We start from the raw sequence: 18727 nt of genomic DNA on the forward strand, positions 1-18727 counted from the left end.
TTCACTAGAGTAGAACACTTATCCACGTAGACGCTACGATAACCAAGGGATATCGTCGTGGAACTGTCTGAGTGCGTCGGGCCCTGTCAGCGCCGTGACTGCACCGGCTTGGGTCGTTGCGACAGCGCCGGCGGCGTTCGCAAGCGCGAGCGCGCAGTTTGGGTCTTTAACACCGTGTGTCAATGAGGCAATAAATCCCGCGAGGAAGGCGTCGCCGGCACCAGTAGCATCGACGGGGTCGATACTGTATCCCCCGTGTCGAGCCTGCCCGGTTACTGGGCTGTCGTCGGTTCCGAAACAGAGTGCACCCGCCTCTCCGAGAGTGAGCACCACGGTGTGTGGCCCCTCGTCAGCAACAGCGCGGGCTAACGCCGCCGGATCGTCGGCTTCGAACCCCGCAACCGACAGCTCATCAGGTGTCGCTGTGACGACGTCGATGTCCGGCAGCGCCCCTCGGATGACGGCGCGGAACTCGTGGCTGCTGTGCCACATTTCGGGTCGCCAGTTGGGATCCAGTGACACCGTACAGCGGTCGGCAGCTCGCGACTGCAGCTCGAGCGTCGCTGAGCGGCTCGGTTCGACGCTCATGGTTACGCCGGTCGTGTGGACCCACGACACCGATTCGAGCGTGTCGTCAGACACAGTACCCTGTTGGAGCTTGGTGTCCGCACCATGCTCTCGGTAGAAGGCGAACGATGGTCCTCGGTCGGCGTCGTGTGTGACCAGCGAGACCGTCGTCCGCGCGTCTTCGTCGATCACAAGTAGGTCGGACGGAATGCTGGAGGCTGCGAAGTGTTCTTGGAGAAAAGCTCCGAGGTCGTCGGTCGCAAGCCTCGTCCAACACAGCGGCGGGAGGCCGAGCCGATCCAACGCCATCGCGGCGTTCGCGCCAGAACCTCCGAAGGTCGGTTCGTACCCGCCGGCGTTGCCCGGTGGCCCGGGGTTGTGCGGAACGAAGTCGACGAGCGCATCGCCGGCGACTAGGACTGTCGGAGCCGTTGGCATGCGGATAGATACCATCCGACGATATTTAGTAATTCGCTATAGACGGAGCTATCACTCCGACAGTGGAGGGTCCTGGTCACCCCAAGCGGCCGCGAAGCCGGCAACGCTCTCGGCAGTCTCCGAGGAGTCGACGTGGGCATCGAGGACGGCAGGTGACATTGTGATTCCATCAATGCCGGACTCATAGAGGGCGGTCGCCTGCGTAGTATTCCGGATACTTGCGGCTAACACCTCCGTTTCAAAGCCCTGAGCATCGAAAATCGACTGAATGCGACGGGTTGTAGCAATCCCGTCGGCGCCCGAATCGTCGATTCGACCGACGTATGGAGCGACGAAGGTTGCATCGTTCTTTGCAGCCAGCACCGCCTGCTCAGCGGTGTATACTACGGTGGCTCCTGCGGGAACTCCGTCAGCTCGGAGACGGCCTAAGGCCTCGAATCCCGGCCGTGTCGCCGGAATCTTTGCGACCACGTCATCTGCCCAGTCTTGGTACCCTCGCGCTTCGCGGACCATTCCGTCAACACTCTCGGCGAGGACCTGTGCGAACACCGGTCCGTCAGTGATCTCACCTGCGGTTTCGACGATGTTCTTGTACCGACGGTCGGTCTCGGCGACGATCGATGGGTTCGTCGTCACCCCGTCCAGCTGGAAGCGTCGTTCGGCAGTCCTGATCTGTTCCGGCGACACCGTGTCAATATAGATATTCACAGGGTAATCCTAGTACCTAGTCTCATGAAATTACTGCTTGAATGCGAGTGTTAGTCATACCATTGTTGGACTTCTCTGATGATTTGGATCCACGCGCGTTAACATAGATTAGTCGCGTTTTCATTACAGACGACTGTTGGACTCAGCGATCTATTACACAGAAGCATTAAGTATCTATCATAAACTCAATTTATATACAAGATTTATCGGGGAAACGACGGACGACCCGTATACTGCACCGGCACCACACGGTATATCATCAACAATATTTATATAGTAATAGTCGTATCTCTACCTGCATGCGAAGCAGTAACAGACGGAATGTTCTGAAAGCGACTGGTGCAGCAATCACAACCATCTCACTGGCAGGGTGTAGTGGAAGCGGTGGAGATGGCGGAGACGGCGGCGATGGAAGTAGTGGAGACGATGGTGGCAGCGATGGTGGTACTGCGGGCGACTCTGGGAGTGGCAGTGGAGAGAACTCTCTGGACAGGGTCGGGATGAGTGCGTACGTCCGAGGTGGATCTTGGATTACGGCATACATTGAAGCGGCCGAGTTCTATGCCGAAGACCAAGGTATCGAACTTGACGTCCGACCAAACCAACAAAGCGCACAGAAGCAGGTATCTGATATTCGCGAGTTCGCCAGCGGTGACTACGATGCTATCCTCGTCGGTGTCTGGCAGACCGGCGCGGCGGAGGGAGCTATTAATCAGGCAATTGAGGGTGGCACGCCAGTGTTCGCAACGAACGCTGATACGGCCAGTTCGGAGATCCCCTTGTACGTCGGGTTCAGTAACTACGATGGTGGTGCCAGTTCCGGTGAGCAGATGCTCAACGCGCTTGAACAGCAATACCCGGACAAGGATACATGGCGCGTGCTGAACATCCGAGGCCCGCAGGGCAACCAGTCTGCCAATCAGCGCTCGCAAGGGTTCCTGGATGTAATGAATGAGCAGGACCGTGTCGAAGTCGTCCGAACGATCAATGGAGAGTTCGCTCGCGACGTCGCCCAGTCGAACGTTCAAGAGTTCATACAAGCAAACGGCCGCGTAGACGGGATTTACTCCGGGAATCTCTCAATGGGACTCGGCGTTGTCGGGGCGTTACGAAACCTCGATATGTTGGTTCCGCAGGGCGAAGATGGCCACATCTGTCTGACCCAGATGGACGGGAGCCCCGAGGTGAACCCGCTCGTCGGCGACGGCATGATCGACGCAGCGGTCGACCAGCCCAACTACTTCTACAATCCAATCGCGATGCATTACATGCGTGAGTACGTCGAAAGCGGGATGGACGACAGTGTCATTCCGGAAGTAGGGTCAGAGGTCACGGCTGACCAGCTGAACATCGAGCCCGGCCAACACAAGGATGTCGAGCTATGGTCGGAGCCCATCTGGGAACCTGGGGTCATGCGCGAGCAGAATGGCCACCCGTGGTTCCGGACGAACAGCGTCGTCATCACGCAGGATAACTTCGACCAGCCGTTCCTTTGGGGTAACGTCTGGGGCTGATCGATGGCAACAGACCAGGGATTTATCGGCCGGACCTTCGGGGACCGGGACGACGTGATGCTGACACTGTTGGATAATATGATCTGGCCGATCCTCGGTCTCGTCCTGATCGGGGTGCTGGTGTTAGTTCCTCAGACGTTCAGATCGGCTGAGCTGATCCTGTGGGGGGCGGTTCCGATTGGGCTGCTTGTGCTGGCCGAGAGCCTCTGCCTCTTGTCGGGACACTTCGACCTCTCGATAGGATCGATCGCCGGTTTCTCGGCGATATTCACTGGGATGATCCTTGGAACCTGTCCGAGCTGCTGGGGGCTGACGACCAGTCCGTGGATCGGCTTTGCTATTATCCTACTGGTCGGATCGCTTATCGGTCTCGTTAACGGTGTGATGATCGCGAAGGTCGGGCTGAACCCGTTCCTGCAAACGCTGGCGTTTCTCATCATCTTCGAGGGTGCGAAGACGGCGCTACAGACCCAACCGGTCACGGGTCTGCCATCACTGTATACCCAAGTTGGTGGGACGCCTCGATTTGCTATCGGGTTCATGTTGGTTGCGTTCCTCGTCGTCGGCTTGGTGTTACGATACACCTCCTTTGGTCAGGCCGTCTACGCGCTCGGGAGCTCCGAAAACTCTGCCCGTGAGGTCGGAATCGATACCGAGCGGCTCATCATTATTATTTACACTATCAGCGGCATCCTCTCTGCGATCGCCGGGCTGATGCTAACCGGCTTTGTCGGCGTCGTCCCGCCGCTGATCGGTGAGGGACTGGTGTTCCAGGCGTTCGCTGGTGCGGTCATCGGAGGAATCAGTCTCTTTGGTGGCCGGGGGAAGATCACCGGGGCACTCGGTGGTGTTATTCTCATTCAGGTCATTCAGTCAGCGCTGAACAACAGTCAAGTGATAGGTGCGACCCAGATTCAGATGATTAATGGCATCGTCTTATTCGTGGCAATCCTCCTGTATAGTACCCAGAGCAAACTGCGCTCTCGCATCCTTGCGAGTGGTGCGGTATGAGCGTTGAAAAAGAGGATTCGACGGGCCAACACTCCACAGGGGGCGATGACACCGGCAAGGCTGAGACGTCGAAGCTCCGTATGGAGAACCTCACCAAGCAGTTCGGTCGTATCGTCGCCGTCGAGGACGTTTCACTCGATATCCACTCGTCGGAGGTGTTCGCGCTTGTTGGCGACAACGGCGCCGGCAAGTCGACGCTAATGAACATGCTTAGCGGCGTCCACGAACCCTCGAAAGGTCAGATATACAAGGACGGCAAGCCGGTGAACTTCAGCAACCCATCTGAGGCCCGTGACAACGATATTGAGACTGTCTATCAGGACCTTGCGCTGATGGATGACCTCGACATCGCGACGAACATCTTTATGGGTCAGTTCCCGCGAACCGGGTTCGGCCCGTTACAGCTTATCGATTGGGATGAGACCTACGAGCGGGCCGAACAGATCATGATGGAGCGGCTCGGTCGAGACCTCGACATCAAGACGGAGGTGGAGTTCCTCTCGGGCGGCCAGCGGCAACTTGTCGCGATCGGGCGGTCGCTTGCGTTCGACCCGGACGTTATCATCCTTGACGAACCGACGAGCGCGTTGTCAGTCGACGCAACCCGGCTCGTCCAGGACACCATCGACACGCTGGCCGACCAAGGGATCACGATCGTCATCGTCAGCCACAACATCGAGTCGGTGCTGAAACACGCCGACCGTATTGGCGTCCTGTTTCGGGGGTCGCTCGTTGATATCAAACAACCCGAAGAGACGGACTTAGAAGAATTAAACGAATTGATGACGACCGGAACGCTGTCGAGCGGCCGTCTCGATGACTAACGAGGACTGCTGCCCACGCCCCGGTCCTCGGCTTCTGTGAACGGAGGCCGAAGGACCCGTGAACGACACGGAACCGACCTCCCGGTTTTTCAATCCCGACGATCATTGGTAGTGGCATGAGCACACCCAAACGGGTTGTCGACATCGAGTGTGAGACCGGTGAGGGGCCACTGTGGCATCCCGAAGACGAACGACTCTATTGGTGTGATATCCCGAAGGGGCGGGTCTATCGATACGACCCACGGAGCGATGATTATGAGTGTGTCTACCACGACAGCCACGAGCGAATTGGCGGTTTCACCATCCAGCGGGACGGGTCACTATTATTGTTCCAAGAGGCGGGGGCGGTCCGCCAGCTCTCTCGAGAGGACTGGACGACCGAAACCATCCTCGCACCGGACCCTGACCGCTTCCATGAACGGTACAACGACGTCATCGCGGACCCCGAAGGTCGGGTCTTCGCCGGTGTCATGCCGGACACCGATCGAGGGCTCCCCGGACGGTTGTACCGACTGGACACCGATGGGACGATTACTCTCGTGCGAGAGTCCTGCGTGCTCCCGAACGGGATGGGGTTCACGCCGGACCTGTCGCAGCTGTACTTCACTGATACTTGCGAAGTGGATCCGTCGGAACCGGGGTACATCTACCGATATAACTACGACCGTGCGAGCGGCAGACTCACCGACCCGGAGGTGTTCGTCGACGCGAGCGACATCGACGGCTACCCCGACGGGATGACCGTCGATAGCGAGGGCTACGTCTGGTCCGCGTTCTGGGACGGGGGCGCAATCCACCGCTTCGCGCCCGATGGAACACACGAGCGGACGCTTTCGTTTGACCCCCGAAAGGTGTCATCGCTGACCTTCGCCGGTGACGATTACGACACGGCCTACGTAACGACGGCCTGCGTTGAGACCCGTGAGAGGGAAGGTCCGGGTGCAGGAAGTCTCTACCACGTGGACCTTGGCGTGACCGGTCGGTCCGAGTTCCGTTCCGCTATTGATCCCGACCGTCGTTAGCCGTCGACTCTCGTCTGTTCCCGCAGCCCGCGCATGTAGCCGATGGCGAACAGGCGCCCGTTCGTGTGGTAGCCGGGGTTAGAGTTGTCCTCGCCGGCCATCGTTGGGACGTGGTCGGGTCGCATCGGCACATCGTCGCCGACATGGCGTTCGTAGGCCCGCATCGCGGCGAGCATATCGGTCGGCCCGTCGTCGTGCCACGTCTCGACGAAGCTGTCGGCGTCACCCTCGATGTCACGGAAGTGAATGAAGTTGATGCGGTCACCGAAACGCTCGACCGTCTCGGGAATGTCAGCGTCCATCGCCGCAAAATTACCCTGACAGAAGGTGATACCGTTGTACTCGCTGTCGTAGATGTCCAGCACGCGGTCGTAGTTCTCGACGCTCGTGACAATACGAGGGATGTCACGCAGCGAAGCCCGGGGCGGGTCGTCGGGATGGAGACCGAGTTTTACGCCCGCCTCCTCCGCGACGGGGACGACCTCCTGCAAAAAGTACTCCAGACCCTCCCAGAGGTCTTCGTGTGTGGCGTCGGGTAGCGTGTCGGGGCCACCTTGGGTCTGAGAGATATCAAATTCAGTGACGTAGGAGCCACCGCGGGCCTCGACGTGGGCCGCGGTCCGTGCCCAACGGACGCCCGCCATCCAGTCGTAGCAGACCACCGGAATACCGATCTCTCCACAGTTCCGGAGGAACCGTTTGAAAGCCTCGATGTCCTCATCGCGACCTTCCCGGCCGAGGCGGATGCGATCCGAGATGGGAACACTCCCCTCTAGCACGGAGAAATTCAATCCGACGTCTGACAACCAGTTTGAGAGCCCCTGTAAGTCGTCGTAGGTCCACTGCGTACGACCGTCGCCAATCTCGATTGGGTGGATCACGGCATCCGTGACACCCATCTGTCGGGCGAGGTGCCAGCGTTCATCCGGTTCGTGTGGCAGTACGAGTGCGGGCGAAACCATACCTGCCCGTCGGGTGCAGGTTACTAATACCCACCGCCGCCGGTCCCGTAACGCTGATTTACTCACTCTGAGTAATCAGGGTATGGCAGAGACTGAACGCGCCGTCTACGTCCAGCGACTTGCTCCCGACCAGCGCGAGGCGTACGTCGACGCCCACGACGATGTTCCCGAGGGAGTGACTGACGCAATGGAACGAGGGGGAGTCGAAGCGTTCGAACTGTACGTCCGCGATGATATCGCGGTCTGTATCCTAGAGTGTCCGGATATCGAGGCCTATCTGGAAGCCGTTGACGGTGACGAGGCTGTCGCCGATTGGGAGCGGTACACCGGCCAATTCAAACAGTCAGGTGTCGATGCCGATGCCGATCCCAAAGACGGCATCCCGTTCATGGACCGGATCTGGCGGTTTGAGCCCGATACTGAGTGAGACTTGACGGACCGCGACGCTGCCCCTCAGTGTCCCCAAAGGTTCCCGTCCGGATCGTACCGCGCGTCCATAATGCGGTCCCACTGCGCGTCCGAGAGGTCGATATCGGTCGCAGCGACGTTCTCGTCGAGTTGGTCGACCGTGCGGGCCCCAACGATAGGGATACAGGTAATCTCGTCCCAATCCATCAGCCAGCGGAGGGATACCTGTGCGGGCGTGGCGTCGACCTCCGTCGCGATGGTCTGGATTTCGTCGAGCACGTGCCAGCCTCGCTCCGAGAGGTAGTAGTCGTCGAAGAAATCATCGAAGCTCCCACGGGCACCGTCGGGAGCTTTGACCGCTTCCGGATCGTCCGGATCAGCGCGTTCGTACTTTCCGGTGAGGAAGCCACCCGAGAGCGGGGAGTACGGACAGACCGCGATGTCCTGGTCTGCACAGACGTCCAGGTACTCTTTCACGTCATCGTAGTAGCCGGCGTGGTGCAGCGGTTGTGTTACCTCGAATCGTTCGAGACCCTCCGCGTCAGACTTCCAAAGGGCCTTAGTCAGCTGCCAGGCCGCCATCGTGGAGGCACCGAGGTAGTGTACCTTCCCCTCGCGCACGAGATCGTTCAGCGTCCGTAGGGTCTCCTTGATATCGCTGTTCTCATCCCAGCGGTGAATGTAGTACAAGTCCAGGTAGTCCGTCCCGAGGCGGTCCAACGTCCCTTCGACCTGTGCGCGGATGTGCTTGCGACCCAGTCCGGAGTCGTTCGGACCCGGCTCGCCCCAGCCGTCGAATGGGAAGTACACCTTCGATGCAATAACGAAGTCCGTTCGGTCGTGGCCCTCGAGCCACTCCCCGATGTACTCCTCGCTGGTTCCGTGCGGTGAGCCGTAGACGTTCGCGGTGTCGATGAAATTGACACCACGATCCCAGGCCGCATCTAGTAGTTCGTGGGCTTCCTCCCGTCCGGTTTCGACCACGCCGTTTGTCTCCTTCCCGAAACGCCACGTCCCGAGACAGAGTTCCGAGACACGAGTCCCCGTACTGCCAAGCTGTCGATAGTCCATCGTGCAATCGGTTCGAACGTTGCTGTAAAATTGTTTCGCTGAACAGTTAGAGCCCGCTGTGTGCGAGCCAGCCACCGTCGACCGCGAGGTTCGCACCGGTGATGAACGCCGCCTCATCACTGGCGAGAAACACCGCGGCGTCGCCGATATCACTTGGTTTCCCGAATCGAGGCAAAAGCGTGTGTTCCTCTGCTTTGGCGACGTCCTCGTCGGTGTTGATGTCCTGCAGCGGTGTTTCGATGTATCCGGGATTGATGCAGTTGACTCGAACGCCGTCCTCACCCAATTCTATCGCTAGGTCCCGGGTCATGTTGACGACACCACCTTTGGCCGCTGCGTAGGGCGGTCCGCCGCCGCCTTCGAAGCCCCGCACGGAACCAATATTGATGATCTGTCCCTGACGCTCGACGAGATGTGGGACCGCGAACTTTGCGCAGTAGAACGCTCCGCTTAGGTCGATGTCGATAGACCGCTGCCACTCTTGGACCGAAGTCGACTGGGAGTCTCCCGCGATCTGGATGCCGGCGTTGTTGACGAGGACATCGATACCACTGTACGTTTCGACCGCTTTCTCGACCATCGCGGCGACGCTGTCGGCATCGCTGACATCGGTCTCGACGTACGTGGCCTCTCCAGAGGTCTCCTCGGTAATGACGACGTCTGTCGGAGTTGTCACATCACTATCGTATCGGGCTCCCTGCTTCGGCTCCCGCTGGATATCGGCTACGACGACGTTCGCGCCCTCATCGCCGAATCGTCGTGCGATGCCGCGTCCGATACCACTCGCCGCGCCGGTAACGACGACCGTCCGATCAGCGTGTCGATCTTTGGACATAGTTAGTGGTTTCTTGACCGCTAGTCTCGCTCGGCGACAACGGGATTTGTTAGTGTCCCGATATCTTCGATTTCGACGTCGACCGAATCACCCGGTTCGAGCAGCTCCGGCGGGTCGCGGAAGATACCGACTCCGCCAGGGGTCCCCGTCGAAATAACGTCGCCCGGGCGGAGCGTGGTAATCCCGCTGATGTAGGAGACAACCTCCTCAACGCCGAAGATGAACTCCTCGGTGTTCGACGACTGCATCGTCTTGCCGTTGAGGCGGCAGACCACATCTAGATCATCTGGGTCGAGCCGGTCATCGGGGACAAGTGTTGGTCCCATCGGTGCGAAGGTGTCGTAACTTTTCCCACGGAAGAACTGTCCGTCGTCGAACTGTGCGTCCCGTCCGCTCACATCATTGATCGCGGTATACCCCGCGATGTAGTCACGCGCATCAGCTGTTGAGACATCCTTTGCGGTCTGGCCGATAACTACACCGAGCTCGACTTCGAAGTCGACCTCGTCGAGTTCGGCGGGGTGGATGATCGGGTCCCCGGGGTTGGTGACTGCGGTTCCTGACTTTCCGAACAGAAGGGGCTGTTCGGGTATCTCCTCGTCCTGTTCTTCTGCGTGGTCATAGTAGTTCAGTCCCACACAGATGATCTTGCCAGGCCGTGGAACCGGGGCGAGCAGGTTCGCTTTCGACACGGGAATCGCTTGTCCGGCCGCCGCATCGGCGGCATCTTTGACAACTCGAAGGAAACCGCTGTCGGTCAACTGTTGATACGTGATTTCCTCTCGAAGTCCCGCCAGTGGGATAATCCCCTCGTTACGACGGATACCCCACGCTGGTGAACCCCTAGTCGTGTATCTGACGAACTGCATCACCGATATTTGTTGAGCGCTTCCACCTAACTGTTATGTTCATTTGATATCATAAATCTCGCAGGTTTCAATACTATTTTATTGATAAGTAGATGACGATACTGTGATGGTAAGAATTTTATATTTAATATACTGAGAATCACTGGCTCTTCCGTCCGATATGAAGGATCCGCGTTGTTTTACAGACTTTTCAATACTGAATCAAAATTTTACAATTAGAATGGGCCATTCAGCTTCACATGCGGTAACCCTGTCTAAACACGACTGTATGTCTGAAAGGTAGATTTAACTCTTCGAACATCGTACTTATAATATCAATGTCTCAGATCTCAAAACCCGTTGTCCACATCGATGTTCGGAACATCGGTGGGATCAACGAAGCCTCGGTGACCCTCCCTGAGGGCGTCTCAATTTTGACGGGACGCAATGCGACCAACCGGACTTCGTTCTTACAGGCGCTAATGGCCGGGCTGGGCAGTCGACAGAGCTCGCTGAAAGGCGACGCTCAGAATGGTGAGGTAACGCTCGAATTCGACAACGAAACGTACACGCGAACACTGGAACGCGAGGGGAACTCCGTTACATTTAGCGGGGATCCGTACCTTGACGATCCGGAACTGGCGGACCTGTTTGCGTTCTTATTGGAGGGCAACGAGGCACGCCAAGCAGTGGCACGCGGCGATGATCTCCGTGAAATCATAATGCGTCCGATTGATACCGACTCGATCGACGCAGAAATTCGCCAATGTAAAAATGAACGCGACGAGCTGGAGTCTCAAATTGAGGAATTAGATAGTCTTGAACGTGATCTCTCTGACCTCGAAGCGAATCGCCGCGAAAAAGTAGAGGAACTCAAAGCAGCAAAAGAGAGACGAGAGACGATCCGGGAAGAACTCGACGAGCTTGATACCGGCATTGAAGAGAGTCGGACACGCAAACAAGAACTCGAAGAGGCATTCCAACGTGTCCGTGACGCGCGCTCCGATCTCGCGGATCTTGAATTCGACCTTGAGACCGAGCGTTCGACGCTCTCAGAGCTGAAGGCGGAACGTGAAGAGCTCCAAGAGACAGTCGAAACAAAAGAAGAGCCTGACGAGACCCCGGACCGACTTGCGGGTCGTATCGATGAACTACGCCGCCGGAAACGATCCCTCGACGACGATATCAACGAACTTGGGAGCGTCATCGGATTTAACGAGGATATGATAGAGGATTCAGAGATCGATATCGATGAGGAGAGACATAGCAGCACTCCGACTGATTCGCTGACTGGAAGTGACCAGACAGTTTGTTGGACCTGCGGGTCGAATGTTGAAACTGACCAGATTGAGGCGACACTTGACCGACTGCGAGAGCTTCGCTCCGAGAAGCTGGATGAACGCACCGAGATCCGTGAGGAGATCGAGGAACTCACCGACAAGCAGTCATCAATTCAACAGGCAAGGCGTGAAATCGAACACGCTAAACAACAGCTCGATTCAGTTGAGACGGAAATCGAGTCAACCGAGTCGCGGATCGCAGACTTGGAAGACCAAGTCGAATCAAAACGTGAAGAGATCAAGGAACTAGAGGCGGAAGCTGAAGCGGTCGATGTCGATGCCTACGATGAGACGTTGGAACTCCACCGTGAGGCGAACGAGATCGAGCTCCGAATCGAGCGGCTCGAGGACGACATCGACGAACTCGACACCGAGATTGACGAGCGGGAAGCCGCGATCGAGCGACGCGAGGAACTGAAGGCGGAGCGCGAGGAACTCGCCGAGCAGTTGACCGAGCTGCGGACCCGGGTCGATCGCATCAAGGAAAACGCTGTGAAGCAGTTCAACGATCACATGGAAACCGTCCTCGACATTCTGGAATATGAAAACCTCGATCGAATATGGATCGAGCGTCATGAAACCGAGGTCCGTGAGGGCCGCCGCAAGGTTACGCAAACACAGTTTAGCTTGCATATCGTCCGATCGTCGCCGGACGGAACGGCCTACGAGGACACTGTAGATCACCTCTCAGAGAGTGAGCGCGAGGTGACAGGGCTCGTGTTCGCGCTTGCGGGATACCTCGTCCACGACGTTTATGAGGTGATCCCGTTCATCCTGCTCGACTCGCTGGAGGCTATCGATTCAGACCGTATCGCACGCATTATCGATTACTTCCAAACCCACGCCAACTACCTTGTCACTGCACTCCTTCCGGAAGATGCCGCTGCCCTCCCAGACGACTACGCGTATATCGAGGCTATCGATTGACCGTCGTTGATCGAATATCTTGACTCGGGAGCAGCACTTCTTCCCCCTGATTGGCTCATACTTCCCGCCCAATTTTCCTGAGTCGTTCGTGTCGTCTTACCGCCTAGCTCACGTGAGTTTCCTCGTCGCAGATCCGGCGAGTTCGTCCAGCGTTCTAGTTTAATTGAAATTATTATTAGCTGGAGGTCTATAAAAATTGGAATAGCGTTAGTTGCCTTTAATTGATAGATACCGTTGTTCTGCTTCGACGTTTCGTTAGAGGAGGTATGTGAGCAGGAATAGAGATCAGTTCGGACCTCCACACTCGCTGCACCCAACAGATCGGCACACAAATCTTTGTCACGGTGTAGGTCGAAACCTAGGTATGACCACCGAAACGAGCGGGCCAAACACAAAGGTAGCACGGGTGATTCGCGAGTACGATCTCGACGATATCGGCTCAACCCTAGAGGACGCGTGGACCGGTGAGGCCGGCGAACGGACGAGTCTTCGGGATCTCGCAGATGAGTTCAACGAGGCTGTATTGGAAGCGGCACTCCGCGACATCGACGCCTCACCGCTGTCCGTTGAGGTATCGAGCATGTACAAGGCCCTCCGCAACGGATCGAAATCGTCGGCGACTCGAGCCCGCCGCCGTCTCAAACGCGAGGGTATTGATGTCGACAAGCTGACCGGCGACTTCGTCACGCACCAAGCAGTCTACACGTACCTCACAGAGGTGCGCGGGGCGAGCCTGCCAGCGGCGGACGAGGAGATGATCGATCGGAAAATCGATACAATTGAAAAACTGCAGGGTCGGGTCTCAGCTGTCACGGAATCGGCCATCTCATCGCTTGCGAACGCAGAGGAGCTCGACTGCGGCGACTACGACGTGCTCGTCGATGTCCGCGCCGTCTGCCCAAATTGCGGGACTGACACGACGGTCAGTGAACTCCTTCGACGAGGCGGCTGTGACTGCACTGTCAAGCCCGATTCGACCGACAACAGCTGAATCGAAAAGCACGGAGGGTCGAGACGGTCGCCGTTACCCACGAAATATGCTCCTGTTATCCTCAAGTGTTAGATGGTAAATATTATTACATTCTGCTATTATCGGTCTCGCAACGCTGGTTATATTACTTTACAAGCTATTATTTATATTAACTTTCTCACTAATCATCCGGACGCGTTAATGTTAACACCCGCATCGAAACCTGTATCACGGCTTGACGACTGCAGGTGCATGACGATCGAAGGATAGCAGGGCGACAAAGGAAATTTTAGTTAATGGGTGGTTCCTGCCGGCTATCGACTAATGCAATGGGGACTGTGTAGAACGGGTCCTTGGAGCCGAAAATCATGCTCAACGAAATATTGAACCAGATTTGATCGTAGATTTTGAACCAATCTTGTGTGTATGAATTAAATATGGATAAGTAATATGATTTCAAGATAGAATGTTTGACTAAATTATTAAATCAAGTCACGAAGAACGGATTCTCGGAGCACAACGTTTCGGCGGATCTCTACGACGCCCTCGATGAGGAGGTCGCCGAACTGCTCAACGACGCCACAGAGCGGACTCAGGCCAACGACCGGAAGACGGTACAGCCTCGCGATCTGTAGGCTGAGGTATGACAGTAGACCCGTCACTGCAATACCGCGGCTGTCGATGAAGCTCAGTATTCAGCTTTATTTAGCTGAACTCTCGCTTTCGAATACTGTATTCTTTCTTGAGGTGTTGGTGTTAATCGGGTTCGATCGACCGTTCACAACCGGGTTCACAAAGCCGATCTACAGCCGGAAACTGGCCGAAACTCGAATCACGTGGCGGTTGGTGAGACCGCGATTCAACTGGACGGTAAACAGTATCGGCTGTATGCCGCCCTCGATCGACTCAGACGATTTGCTCCACACAAAGCTTGAACCGACAAAAAACGTGATCGCAGATCAGTTTTTCTCGGAACTCCGCGGCAAACACGATGTGGATGACGCAATCTTTCTCGTTGGTGGTGCGGTTCCACTTCACCGAGCCTGTGACAAACATGGCCTCGATTTCAGATACGAAAAACACGGAAATCGGAACAGCGACGAACGTGTCTTTTATAGGATGAAACGTGAAAATACTAGTTTCTCAAACTGTTTTAGCAACGCCGAAGCAGAACTGCTAACGAGTGGCTCAGATCGTTCAGCTTCGCATGGAATCAGCTTGTCTGAACACTATCGAGACGGCCCGCTGCATTACTTAGTATGTGGACGCACGGCCAGCTTTGCTGCTGTACAAGACGAGACGTCGCTGGGTAGTCGGTACTCGACGATTCCGCCGGGCTCGTCGCTTCGCTCCCAGCGTCCCGGCGCCGCGGGCAACCGCCCACTCAACACATCCGGATCGACCCCTGTCTCAGTGTGTGTACTCGGCATAATGTGTGTTCGATTGGCTCGCGCATCGGAACCTCCCCATTGCTGATCACACACCGTCCACGTACTGTATCCTGGGCGTTCCCGTTCCGTACTGAGCGGTCACGCGGCCGTCCTCACACGATATCAGTGAAAAACAGCGCGGCGACGACGACCGTCACCACGGGGATCAGCACCAGAGACGTCGGTGGTTGCCACCGCTGTATCGGGGCCCGAAACCGGCCCGCCTCACGGACCGCCGCTGGGTTCGTTGCCACCGCGATATCACCGCTCGAGGGCGTGGCCCAGAACGCGACCGCCGGAAACAGTACCATCGCAAGCGGTGATTCGGCCGGCAGGACCGTTCCTAGCACGGTTGCGACACCGAGATACAACGGCAACGGTGCTAGCGCACATAGCCGGATCACAGTCGGCGAGGTCGACGCGGTCACGCTGGCGTCGAATTGACCCAACGGGGTCGCTCCATCCCACGCGGGAAGGATGGTTATCTTCGGGGACAGCCCAGCTATCGCCGCCGGGATCGCGTGACCGAGCTCGTGTGGTTCAACAAGCAGTCCCACGAGGACTTTCGCCGCCCGAACGCCCATTGCGATCAGTCGTCTGTAACGCTCTGAACCCACTTTACCAATCGGTTTGGCCTCCGCTAACCCTCTCTGAGGGCCCCGCCAATCCTCCCCAAACCAGGGGGTTACTGACAGCGCTGCCGACGTCGACGACCGGTGCGGTCCGAGTGCGGCCTCCCGAATTCAAGCTCCGGGAACCGATTCAGAATCCCCGGGCTAGGTACCCCGTCCGTTGTTCTCCATCTTCGATGGATTGGTCCCACTCGCTTCGTTTGACTTCGAGATACGACTGGTGTAACGCGTCGCCCAACGCCTCTGCTAACACCTCGTTGGTTTCGAACGCATCGAGGGCCTCTTCCAGCGAGGTCGGGAGCCGTGAAATGTTCCGGTCGGCGAGCTCATCCTCGGCAACCGTCTCCGGATCCGCGTTGAGCGGCTGTCCGGGATCGAGTTCGCGTTCGATGCCGTCGAATCCGGCCGCTAGAAGGCCAAGCTGGGCGAGATACGGGTTGTTCGTGTTATCAGAGGGCTTGAACTCGATACGGGTCGCAGCCTCGGGGTTGTCCGTGTTGACGGAGGGAATTCGAACCATCGCCTCCCGGTTGTCATGCCCCCAGCAGGTGTACGCTGACGCCCACATGCCCGGGGCCAGTCGGTCGTAGGATTCGACCGTCGGGGCGGTCAACGCCACGAGCGCCGGCGCGTGGTCGAGTAAGCCGCCCACGAAGTGCCGTCCCCGTTCGCTCAATGGGTATCGGCCGTCCGCGTCCGGATCGTACAACACGTTCTCGTCGTCCTGCCACACCGAGAGATGGATATGACAGCCGGTGCCGGGAAGCTCGGGGAACGGATGTGGACGGAACGTGGCTCCGACATCGTGCGCCTCCGCGACGGCTTTCACGGTTTCTTTGTACAGGATCTGGTTGTCGGCCGCTGTGACGCCCGTATCATGATCCACGACGAGTTCCTGTTGGCCGGGGCCGTACTCGGGGTAGTACGCAGCGAGTCCCATCCCCTGTGCTTTCAGTGCGTCGACAGTCTCCAGAATCAGGTCGTGAGCGCTTCGCATTCCGTCCGTTGAGAAACACGTCGTCTCGTCGAGGGGAACCGTTTCGCCGTCCGTCGTCTCACGCGTATAGTAGAATTCGCTCTCGAATGAGAGCTCCGGGACATACCCGTCTGCTTTGAGTTCGGAGAGGTACTCACGGAGCTGTGCTCGTGGGCCGGCCGCCCACGGGTTCCCATCGAGATCGTGCAGGTCAGCGAGCATAATCCCTGCCCGGTCATCGTAGGGCAGTTCGGTGAACGTCTCCGGATCTGGGACAACGCGCACCTCGCCGGCCGGTCCGTACCGGCCGTCGGGTGCGAGCCGGTCGAGTGCGTTGAACGACTGCATCGCCTGTGTGACGTTCGTCCCGGCTTCGAGGACGTCCGGAAGCGTCTCGGCGTCTACGACGCGTCCCCGTGGCACACCGCTGTTATTGACGAAGACGATCCGCACGAGATCGATACTGTTCGTATCGACACGATGCCGAACTTCGTCCGCGTCTGTCATATCCACATACGGTTAGTGAAACAGGATAAACACGGCTTGTACCGGCAAATTCGCGTGTCGACCGGTGACGTGAGACCGTCAGTCGCACAGGCCGGCGGGCGCAGCGTCGAGAATCTCCCACTCGTGTCCGGGGAGAATCCGATCGCCACGTTCGAGTACTTCTGTCGCGCTCTCCCACCACGCAATTTCGTCCATGGCGATCCCGGGCCGTTGCGGGGTCGCTGCGTCGAGGGCGACATTTGCGAACGTTGGGACGGCATCGGCCGCGATGACCGTGGTGCCGGTACGCGTTTCGACGGCCACCGACTGGTGGCCGACGGTGTGGCCCGGTGTCGGGAATGCGACGACCCCGTCACAGATGGTCGTTTCACCGTTGAGTGCCGTCAGGTCAGCTGTCGACCACGGCGGCTCGTGGCCTGCCGACGGTGCATCGTACCGTACTGCATGGGGTGGGTACGGGGCAACTGCGTATCCGAGTTCCTCGCGTTGGACGTACAGCGTCGTGTCCGCATCGAACAGTGACAGGTTGTAGCAGTGATCCCAATCGAGATGGGAGAACACGATACTGTCGACCGCACCCGGTGATACCCCTTCTGCAGCGAGCACCGCCTCAAGCTCCTGATCAGCGGTTCTGTGACAGCGGAATTCGGGATGTCTCTCAGCCATCAACGCGGGCTCCCCGAAACTCGTATCGACGAGGACCGTCTCCTCTGCCTCGATGAGAGACACCGTTGATGGCGCCTCAATGGTTCCGGACTCGCCGGCCACTAACACGTCCGCATCCATCGTCAATGAACCACAGCAAAGGGGGGTAACCTCTGGAACCATACCTCGAACTCGAGCCACGAGGGTAAGAAATACCGTGGTGAACGCCGCTCCGGGACAGCGTATTTCGGACGGGACCCTCATGGAGCGACGTGATGCGCGTTGAGGTGCTCGGTACGTGGGAGACGACTGACACGCCGCCGGTTGCGGTCGTCGGCGCGATTCACGGCGACGAACCGTGTGGCGCCCGTGCGATCGAGCGCTTTCTCACGTCCGCGTTTGTCGAGACAATCCGACGGCCAGTCAAACTCATCATCGCGAACGAACGAGCGCTCGCAGCCGGGACCCGATACGTTGACGCGGACCTCAACCGATCGTTCCCCGGAACAGCAGACAGTGACGTTCACGAAGAGCAGCTCGCAGCCGACCTTCTCGAGGAGATCGCCGGCTGTGTGACGCTCGGATTCCACTCGACAGTCTCGTTCGCCGAGCCGTTTGGCACGCTTGCTGACCCGACCCCGCTGAAGGCGACGATTATGGAGGCGCTGCCGCTCGCTCACGCTGCCGATTTCTCCGGTGTCGTCGACGGTCGAAGCGTCAATCTCCCCAGGTTTGTGAACGTCGAAGCGGGGTATCAGGGCTCAGACACTGCCGCTGAAAACGCGTACGAATGTCTGCTTGCGTTTCTCAGAGTGATGGATGTCCTTCCGGGTGAGGTCCCCTCGACACCGACAACCCACTATCTCGTCCAAGACGCGATTCACAAAGCGACTGATCAGACGTATCGCGTGCATGTCGATAACTTTGAGCGGGTCGCGGCGGGAAACGTGTTCGCGACGACAACCGCTGGTGAAGAGTTGGTTGCAGATGAGGAGTTCTGGCCGGTTCTTCTGTCTGCAACCGGCCACGACGTCCTTCTCGGCTACCGCTCTATCCGGCTTGGCAAACTCGGTGACGCGTCCTCGTGAACTG

Annotated in this window: 18 protein-coding genes and 1 pseudogene; 10 read left to right on the forward strand and 9 right to left on the reverse strand. The window is 57.9% G+C overall.

The window, feature by feature from the left end; translation table 11 throughout:
- Nucleotides 1–33: 33 nt before the first annotated feature.
- The gene (locus NO900_RS02500) at nucleotides 34–1005 is read right to left on the reverse strand and encodes a carbohydrate kinase family protein (RefSeq protein WP_256407628.1); all 972 of its coding nucleotides are present in this window, start codon (nucleotides 1003–1005) and stop codon (nucleotides 34–36) included.
- A 51-nt stretch (nucleotides 1006–1056) separates the two neighbouring features.
- The gene (locus tag NO900_RS02505; RefSeq protein ID WP_256407629.1) at nucleotides 1057–1713 is read right to left on the reverse strand and encodes a transaldolase family protein; all 657 of its coding nucleotides are present in this window, start codon (nucleotides 1711–1713) and stop codon (nucleotides 1057–1059) included.
- A 299-nt stretch (nucleotides 1714–2012) separates the two neighbouring features.
- Here NO900_RS02505 and NO900_RS02510 point away from each other — a divergent pair, with 299 nt between their 5' ends.
- From NO900_RS02510 to NO900_RS02525, 4 genes are all read left to right on the forward strand, one after another.
- Complete coding sequence (locus NO900_RS02510; RefSeq protein WP_256407630.1) at nucleotides 2013–3227, forward strand: sugar ABC transporter substrate-binding protein; 1215 nt, start codon at nucleotides 2013–2015, stop codon at nucleotides 3225–3227.
- 3 nt (nucleotides 3228–3230) lie between these two features.
- Nucleotides 3231–4238, forward strand: coding sequence for an ABC transporter permease (locus NO900_RS02515; protein ID WP_256407631.1), 1008 nt, complete (start codon nucleotides 3231–3233; stop codon nucleotides 4236–4238).
- Nucleotides 4235–5062 (forward strand): ATP-binding cassette domain-containing protein, encoded by an 828-nt coding sequence (locus NO900_RS02520; RefSeq protein ID WP_256407632.1) that lies wholly within the window; start codon nucleotides 4235–4237, stop codon nucleotides 5060–5062. Before NO900_RS02515 ends, NO900_RS02520 begins: the two co-directional genes overlap by 4 nt.
- 116 nt (nucleotides 5063–5178) lie before the next feature.
- Nucleotides 5179–6084, forward strand: coding sequence for an SMP-30/gluconolactonase/LRE family protein (locus tag NO900_RS02525; RefSeq protein ID WP_256407633.1), 906 nt, complete (start codon nucleotides 5179–5181; stop codon nucleotides 6082–6084).
- On the opposite strand, the gene NO900_RS02530 is transcribed toward NO900_RS02525, so the two are convergent.
- On the reverse strand, nucleotides 6081–7046 hold the full coding sequence (locus NO900_RS02530) for a mannonate dehydratase (RefSeq protein ID WP_256407635.1): 966 nt from the start codon (nucleotides 7044–7046) through the stop codon (nucleotides 6081–6083). The two genes, NO900_RS02525 and NO900_RS02530, sit on opposite strands and share 4 nt — an antisense overlap.
- Nucleotides 7047–7128: 82 nt before the next feature.
- Here NO900_RS02530 and NO900_RS02535 point away from each other — a divergent pair, with 82 nt between their 5' ends.
- On the forward strand, nucleotides 7129–7473 hold the full coding sequence (locus NO900_RS02535) for an L-rhamnose mutarotase (RefSeq protein ID WP_256407636.1): 345 nt from the start codon (nucleotides 7129–7131) through the stop codon (nucleotides 7471–7473).
- Nucleotides 7474–7499: 26 nt separating this feature from the next.
- Here NO900_RS02535 and NO900_RS02540 read toward each other — a convergent pair whose 3' ends face one another.
- From NO900_RS02540 to NO900_RS02550, 3 genes are read right to left on the reverse strand one after another with little or no spacing between them, the layout of a single operon-like run.
- On the reverse strand, nucleotides 7500–8525 hold the full coding sequence (locus tag NO900_RS02540; RefSeq protein ID WP_256407637.1) for an aldo/keto reductase: 1026 nt from the start codon (nucleotides 8523–8525) through the stop codon (nucleotides 7500–7502).
- Nucleotides 8526–8571: 46 nt separating this feature from the next.
- Nucleotides 8572–9360: an SDR family NAD(P)-dependent oxidoreductase gene (locus NO900_RS02545; protein WP_256407638.1), complete on the reverse strand. Its 789-nt coding sequence runs from the start codon at nucleotides 9358–9360 to the stop codon at nucleotides 8572–8574.
- Between the two features lie 20 nt (nucleotides 9361–9380).
- Complete coding sequence (locus tag NO900_RS02550) at nucleotides 9381–10229, reverse strand: fumarylacetoacetate hydrolase family protein (protein ID WP_256407639.1); 849 nt, start codon at nucleotides 10227–10229, stop codon at nucleotides 9381–9383.
- A gap of 317 nt (nucleotides 10230–10546) precedes the next feature.
- On the opposite strand from NO900_RS02550, the gene NO900_RS02555 reads away from it, so the two are divergent.
- The 4 genes and pseudogenes from NO900_RS02555 to NO900_RS02570 all read left to right on the forward strand — a co-directional run bounded on the left by NO900_RS02555 (nucleotide 10547) and on the right by NO900_RS02570 (nucleotide 14671).
- Nucleotides 10547–12475: an archaea-specific SMC-related protein gene (locus NO900_RS02555; protein WP_256407640.1), complete on the forward strand. Its 1929-nt coding sequence runs from the start codon at nucleotides 10547–10549 to the stop codon at nucleotides 12473–12475.
- A gap of 364 nt (nucleotides 12476–12839) precedes the next feature.
- A complete protein-coding gene (rdfA, locus tag NO900_RS02560; protein WP_256407641.1) occupies nucleotides 12840–13466 on the forward strand; it encodes a rod-determining factor RdfA in 627 nt (208 codons plus the stop codon).
- Between the two features lie 449 nt (nucleotides 13467–13915).
- The gene (locus tag NO900_RS02565) at nucleotides 13916–14080 is read left to right on the forward strand and encodes a DUF1931 domain-containing protein (protein WP_256407642.1); all 165 of its coding nucleotides are present in this window, start codon (nucleotides 13916–13918) and stop codon (nucleotides 14078–14080) included.
- Nucleotides 14073–14671 (forward strand): annotated as a pseudogene (locus NO900_RS02570) (IS6 family transposase). Before NO900_RS02565 ends, NO900_RS02570 begins: the two are co-directional and overlap by 8 nt.
- 317 nt (nucleotides 14672–14988) lie before the next feature.
- On the opposite strand, the gene NO900_RS02575 reads toward NO900_RS02570, so the two are convergent.
- The 3 genes from NO900_RS02575 to NO900_RS02585 all read right to left on the reverse strand — a co-directional run bounded on the left by NO900_RS02575 (nucleotide 14989) and on the right by NO900_RS02585 (nucleotide 17776).
- Nucleotides 14989–15459, reverse strand: a complete 471-nt coding sequence (locus NO900_RS02575) for a hypothetical protein (protein WP_256407643.1) — start codon at nucleotides 15457–15459, stop codon at nucleotides 14989–14991.
- A 178-nt stretch (nucleotides 15460–15637) separates the two neighbouring features.
- Nucleotides 15638–16990, reverse strand: a complete 1353-nt coding sequence (glnA2, locus tag NO900_RS02580; protein WP_256407644.1) for a gamma-glutamylputrescine synthetase — start codon at nucleotides 16988–16990, stop codon at nucleotides 15638–15640.
- Nucleotides 16991–17068: 78 nt separating this feature from the next.
- The gene (locus NO900_RS02585; RefSeq protein ID WP_256407645.1) at nucleotides 17069–17776 is read right to left on the reverse strand and encodes an N-acyl homoserine lactonase family protein; all 708 of its coding nucleotides are present in this window, start codon (nucleotides 17774–17776) and stop codon (nucleotides 17069–17071) included.
- 134 nt (nucleotides 17777–17910) lie between these two features.
- Here NO900_RS02585 and NO900_RS02590 point away from each other — a divergent pair, with 134 nt between their 5' ends.
- Nucleotides 17911–18723, forward strand: a complete 813-nt coding sequence (locus tag NO900_RS02590) for a M14 family metallopeptidase (RefSeq protein ID WP_256407646.1) — start codon at nucleotides 17911–17913, stop codon at nucleotides 18721–18723.
- The last annotated feature ends 4 nt before the right edge of the window (nucleotides 18724–18727 follow it).

This window comes from Halorubrum rutilum (genome assembly GCF_024494565.1).

What these genes read in the sequence shown, in the direction of transcription:
- NO900_RS02500 (WP_256407628.1), bottom strand. Translation starts at nt 1,005, where the DNA reads ATGCCAACGGCTCCGACAGTCCTAGTCGCCGGCGATGCGCTCGTCGAC.
- NO900_RS02510 (WP_256407630.1), top strand. Translation starts at nt 2,013, where the DNA reads ATGCGAAGCAGTAACAGACGGAATGTTCTGAAAGCGACTGGTGCAGCA.
- NO900_RS02515 (WP_256407631.1), top strand. Translation starts at nt 3,231, where the DNA reads ATGGCAACAGACCAGGGATTTATCGGCCGGACCTTCGGGGACCGGGAC.
- NO900_RS02520 (WP_256407632.1), top strand. Translation starts at nt 4,235, where the DNA reads ATGAGCGTTGAAAAAGAGGATTCGACGGGCCAACACTCCACAGGGGGC.
- NO900_RS02525 (WP_256407633.1), top strand. Translation starts at nt 5,179, where the DNA reads ATGAGCACACCCAAACGGGTTGTCGACATCGAGTGTGAGACCGGTGAG.
- NO900_RS02530 (WP_256407635.1), bottom strand. Translation starts at nt 7,046, where the DNA reads ATGGTTTCGCCCGCACTCGTACTGCCACACGAACCGGATGAACGCTGG.
- NO900_RS02535 (WP_256407636.1), top strand. Translation starts at nt 7,129, where the DNA reads ATGGCAGAGACTGAACGCGCCGTCTACGTCCAGCGACTTGCTCCCGAC.
- NO900_RS02540 (WP_256407637.1), bottom strand. Translation starts at nt 8,525, where the DNA reads ATGGACTATCGACAGCTTGGCAGTACGGGGACTCGTGTCTCGGAACTC.
- NO900_RS02545 (WP_256407638.1), bottom strand. Translation starts at nt 9,360, where the DNA reads ATGTCCAAAGATCGACACGCTGATCGGACGGTCGTCGTTACCGGCGCG.
- NO900_RS02550 (WP_256407639.1), bottom strand. Translation starts at nt 10,229, where the DNA reads ATGCAGTTCGTCAGATACACGACTAGGGGTTCACCAGCGTGGGGTATC.
- NO900_RS02555 (WP_256407640.1), top strand. Translation starts at nt 10,547, where the DNA reads ATGTCTCAGATCTCAAAACCCGTTGTCCACATCGATGTTCGGAACATC.
- rdfA (WP_256407641.1), top strand. Translation starts at nt 12,840, where the DNA reads ATGACCACCGAAACGAGCGGGCCAAACACAAAGGTAGCACGGGTGATT.
- NO900_RS02575 (WP_256407643.1), bottom strand. Translation starts at nt 15,459, where the DNA reads ATGGGCGTTCGGGCGGCGAAAGTCCTCGTGGGACTGCTTGTTGAACCA.
- glnA2 (WP_256407644.1), bottom strand. Translation starts at nt 16,990, where the DNA reads ATGACAGACGCGGACGAAGTTCGGCATCGTGTCGATACGAACAGTATC.
- NO900_RS02585 (WP_256407645.1), bottom strand. Translation starts at nt 17,776, where the DNA reads ATGGATGCGGACGTGTTAGTGGCCGGCGAGTCCGGAACCATTGAGGCG.
- NO900_RS02590 (WP_256407646.1), top strand. Translation starts at nt 17,911, where the DNA reads ATGCGCGTTGAGGTGCTCGGTACGTGGGAGACGACTGACACGCCGCCG.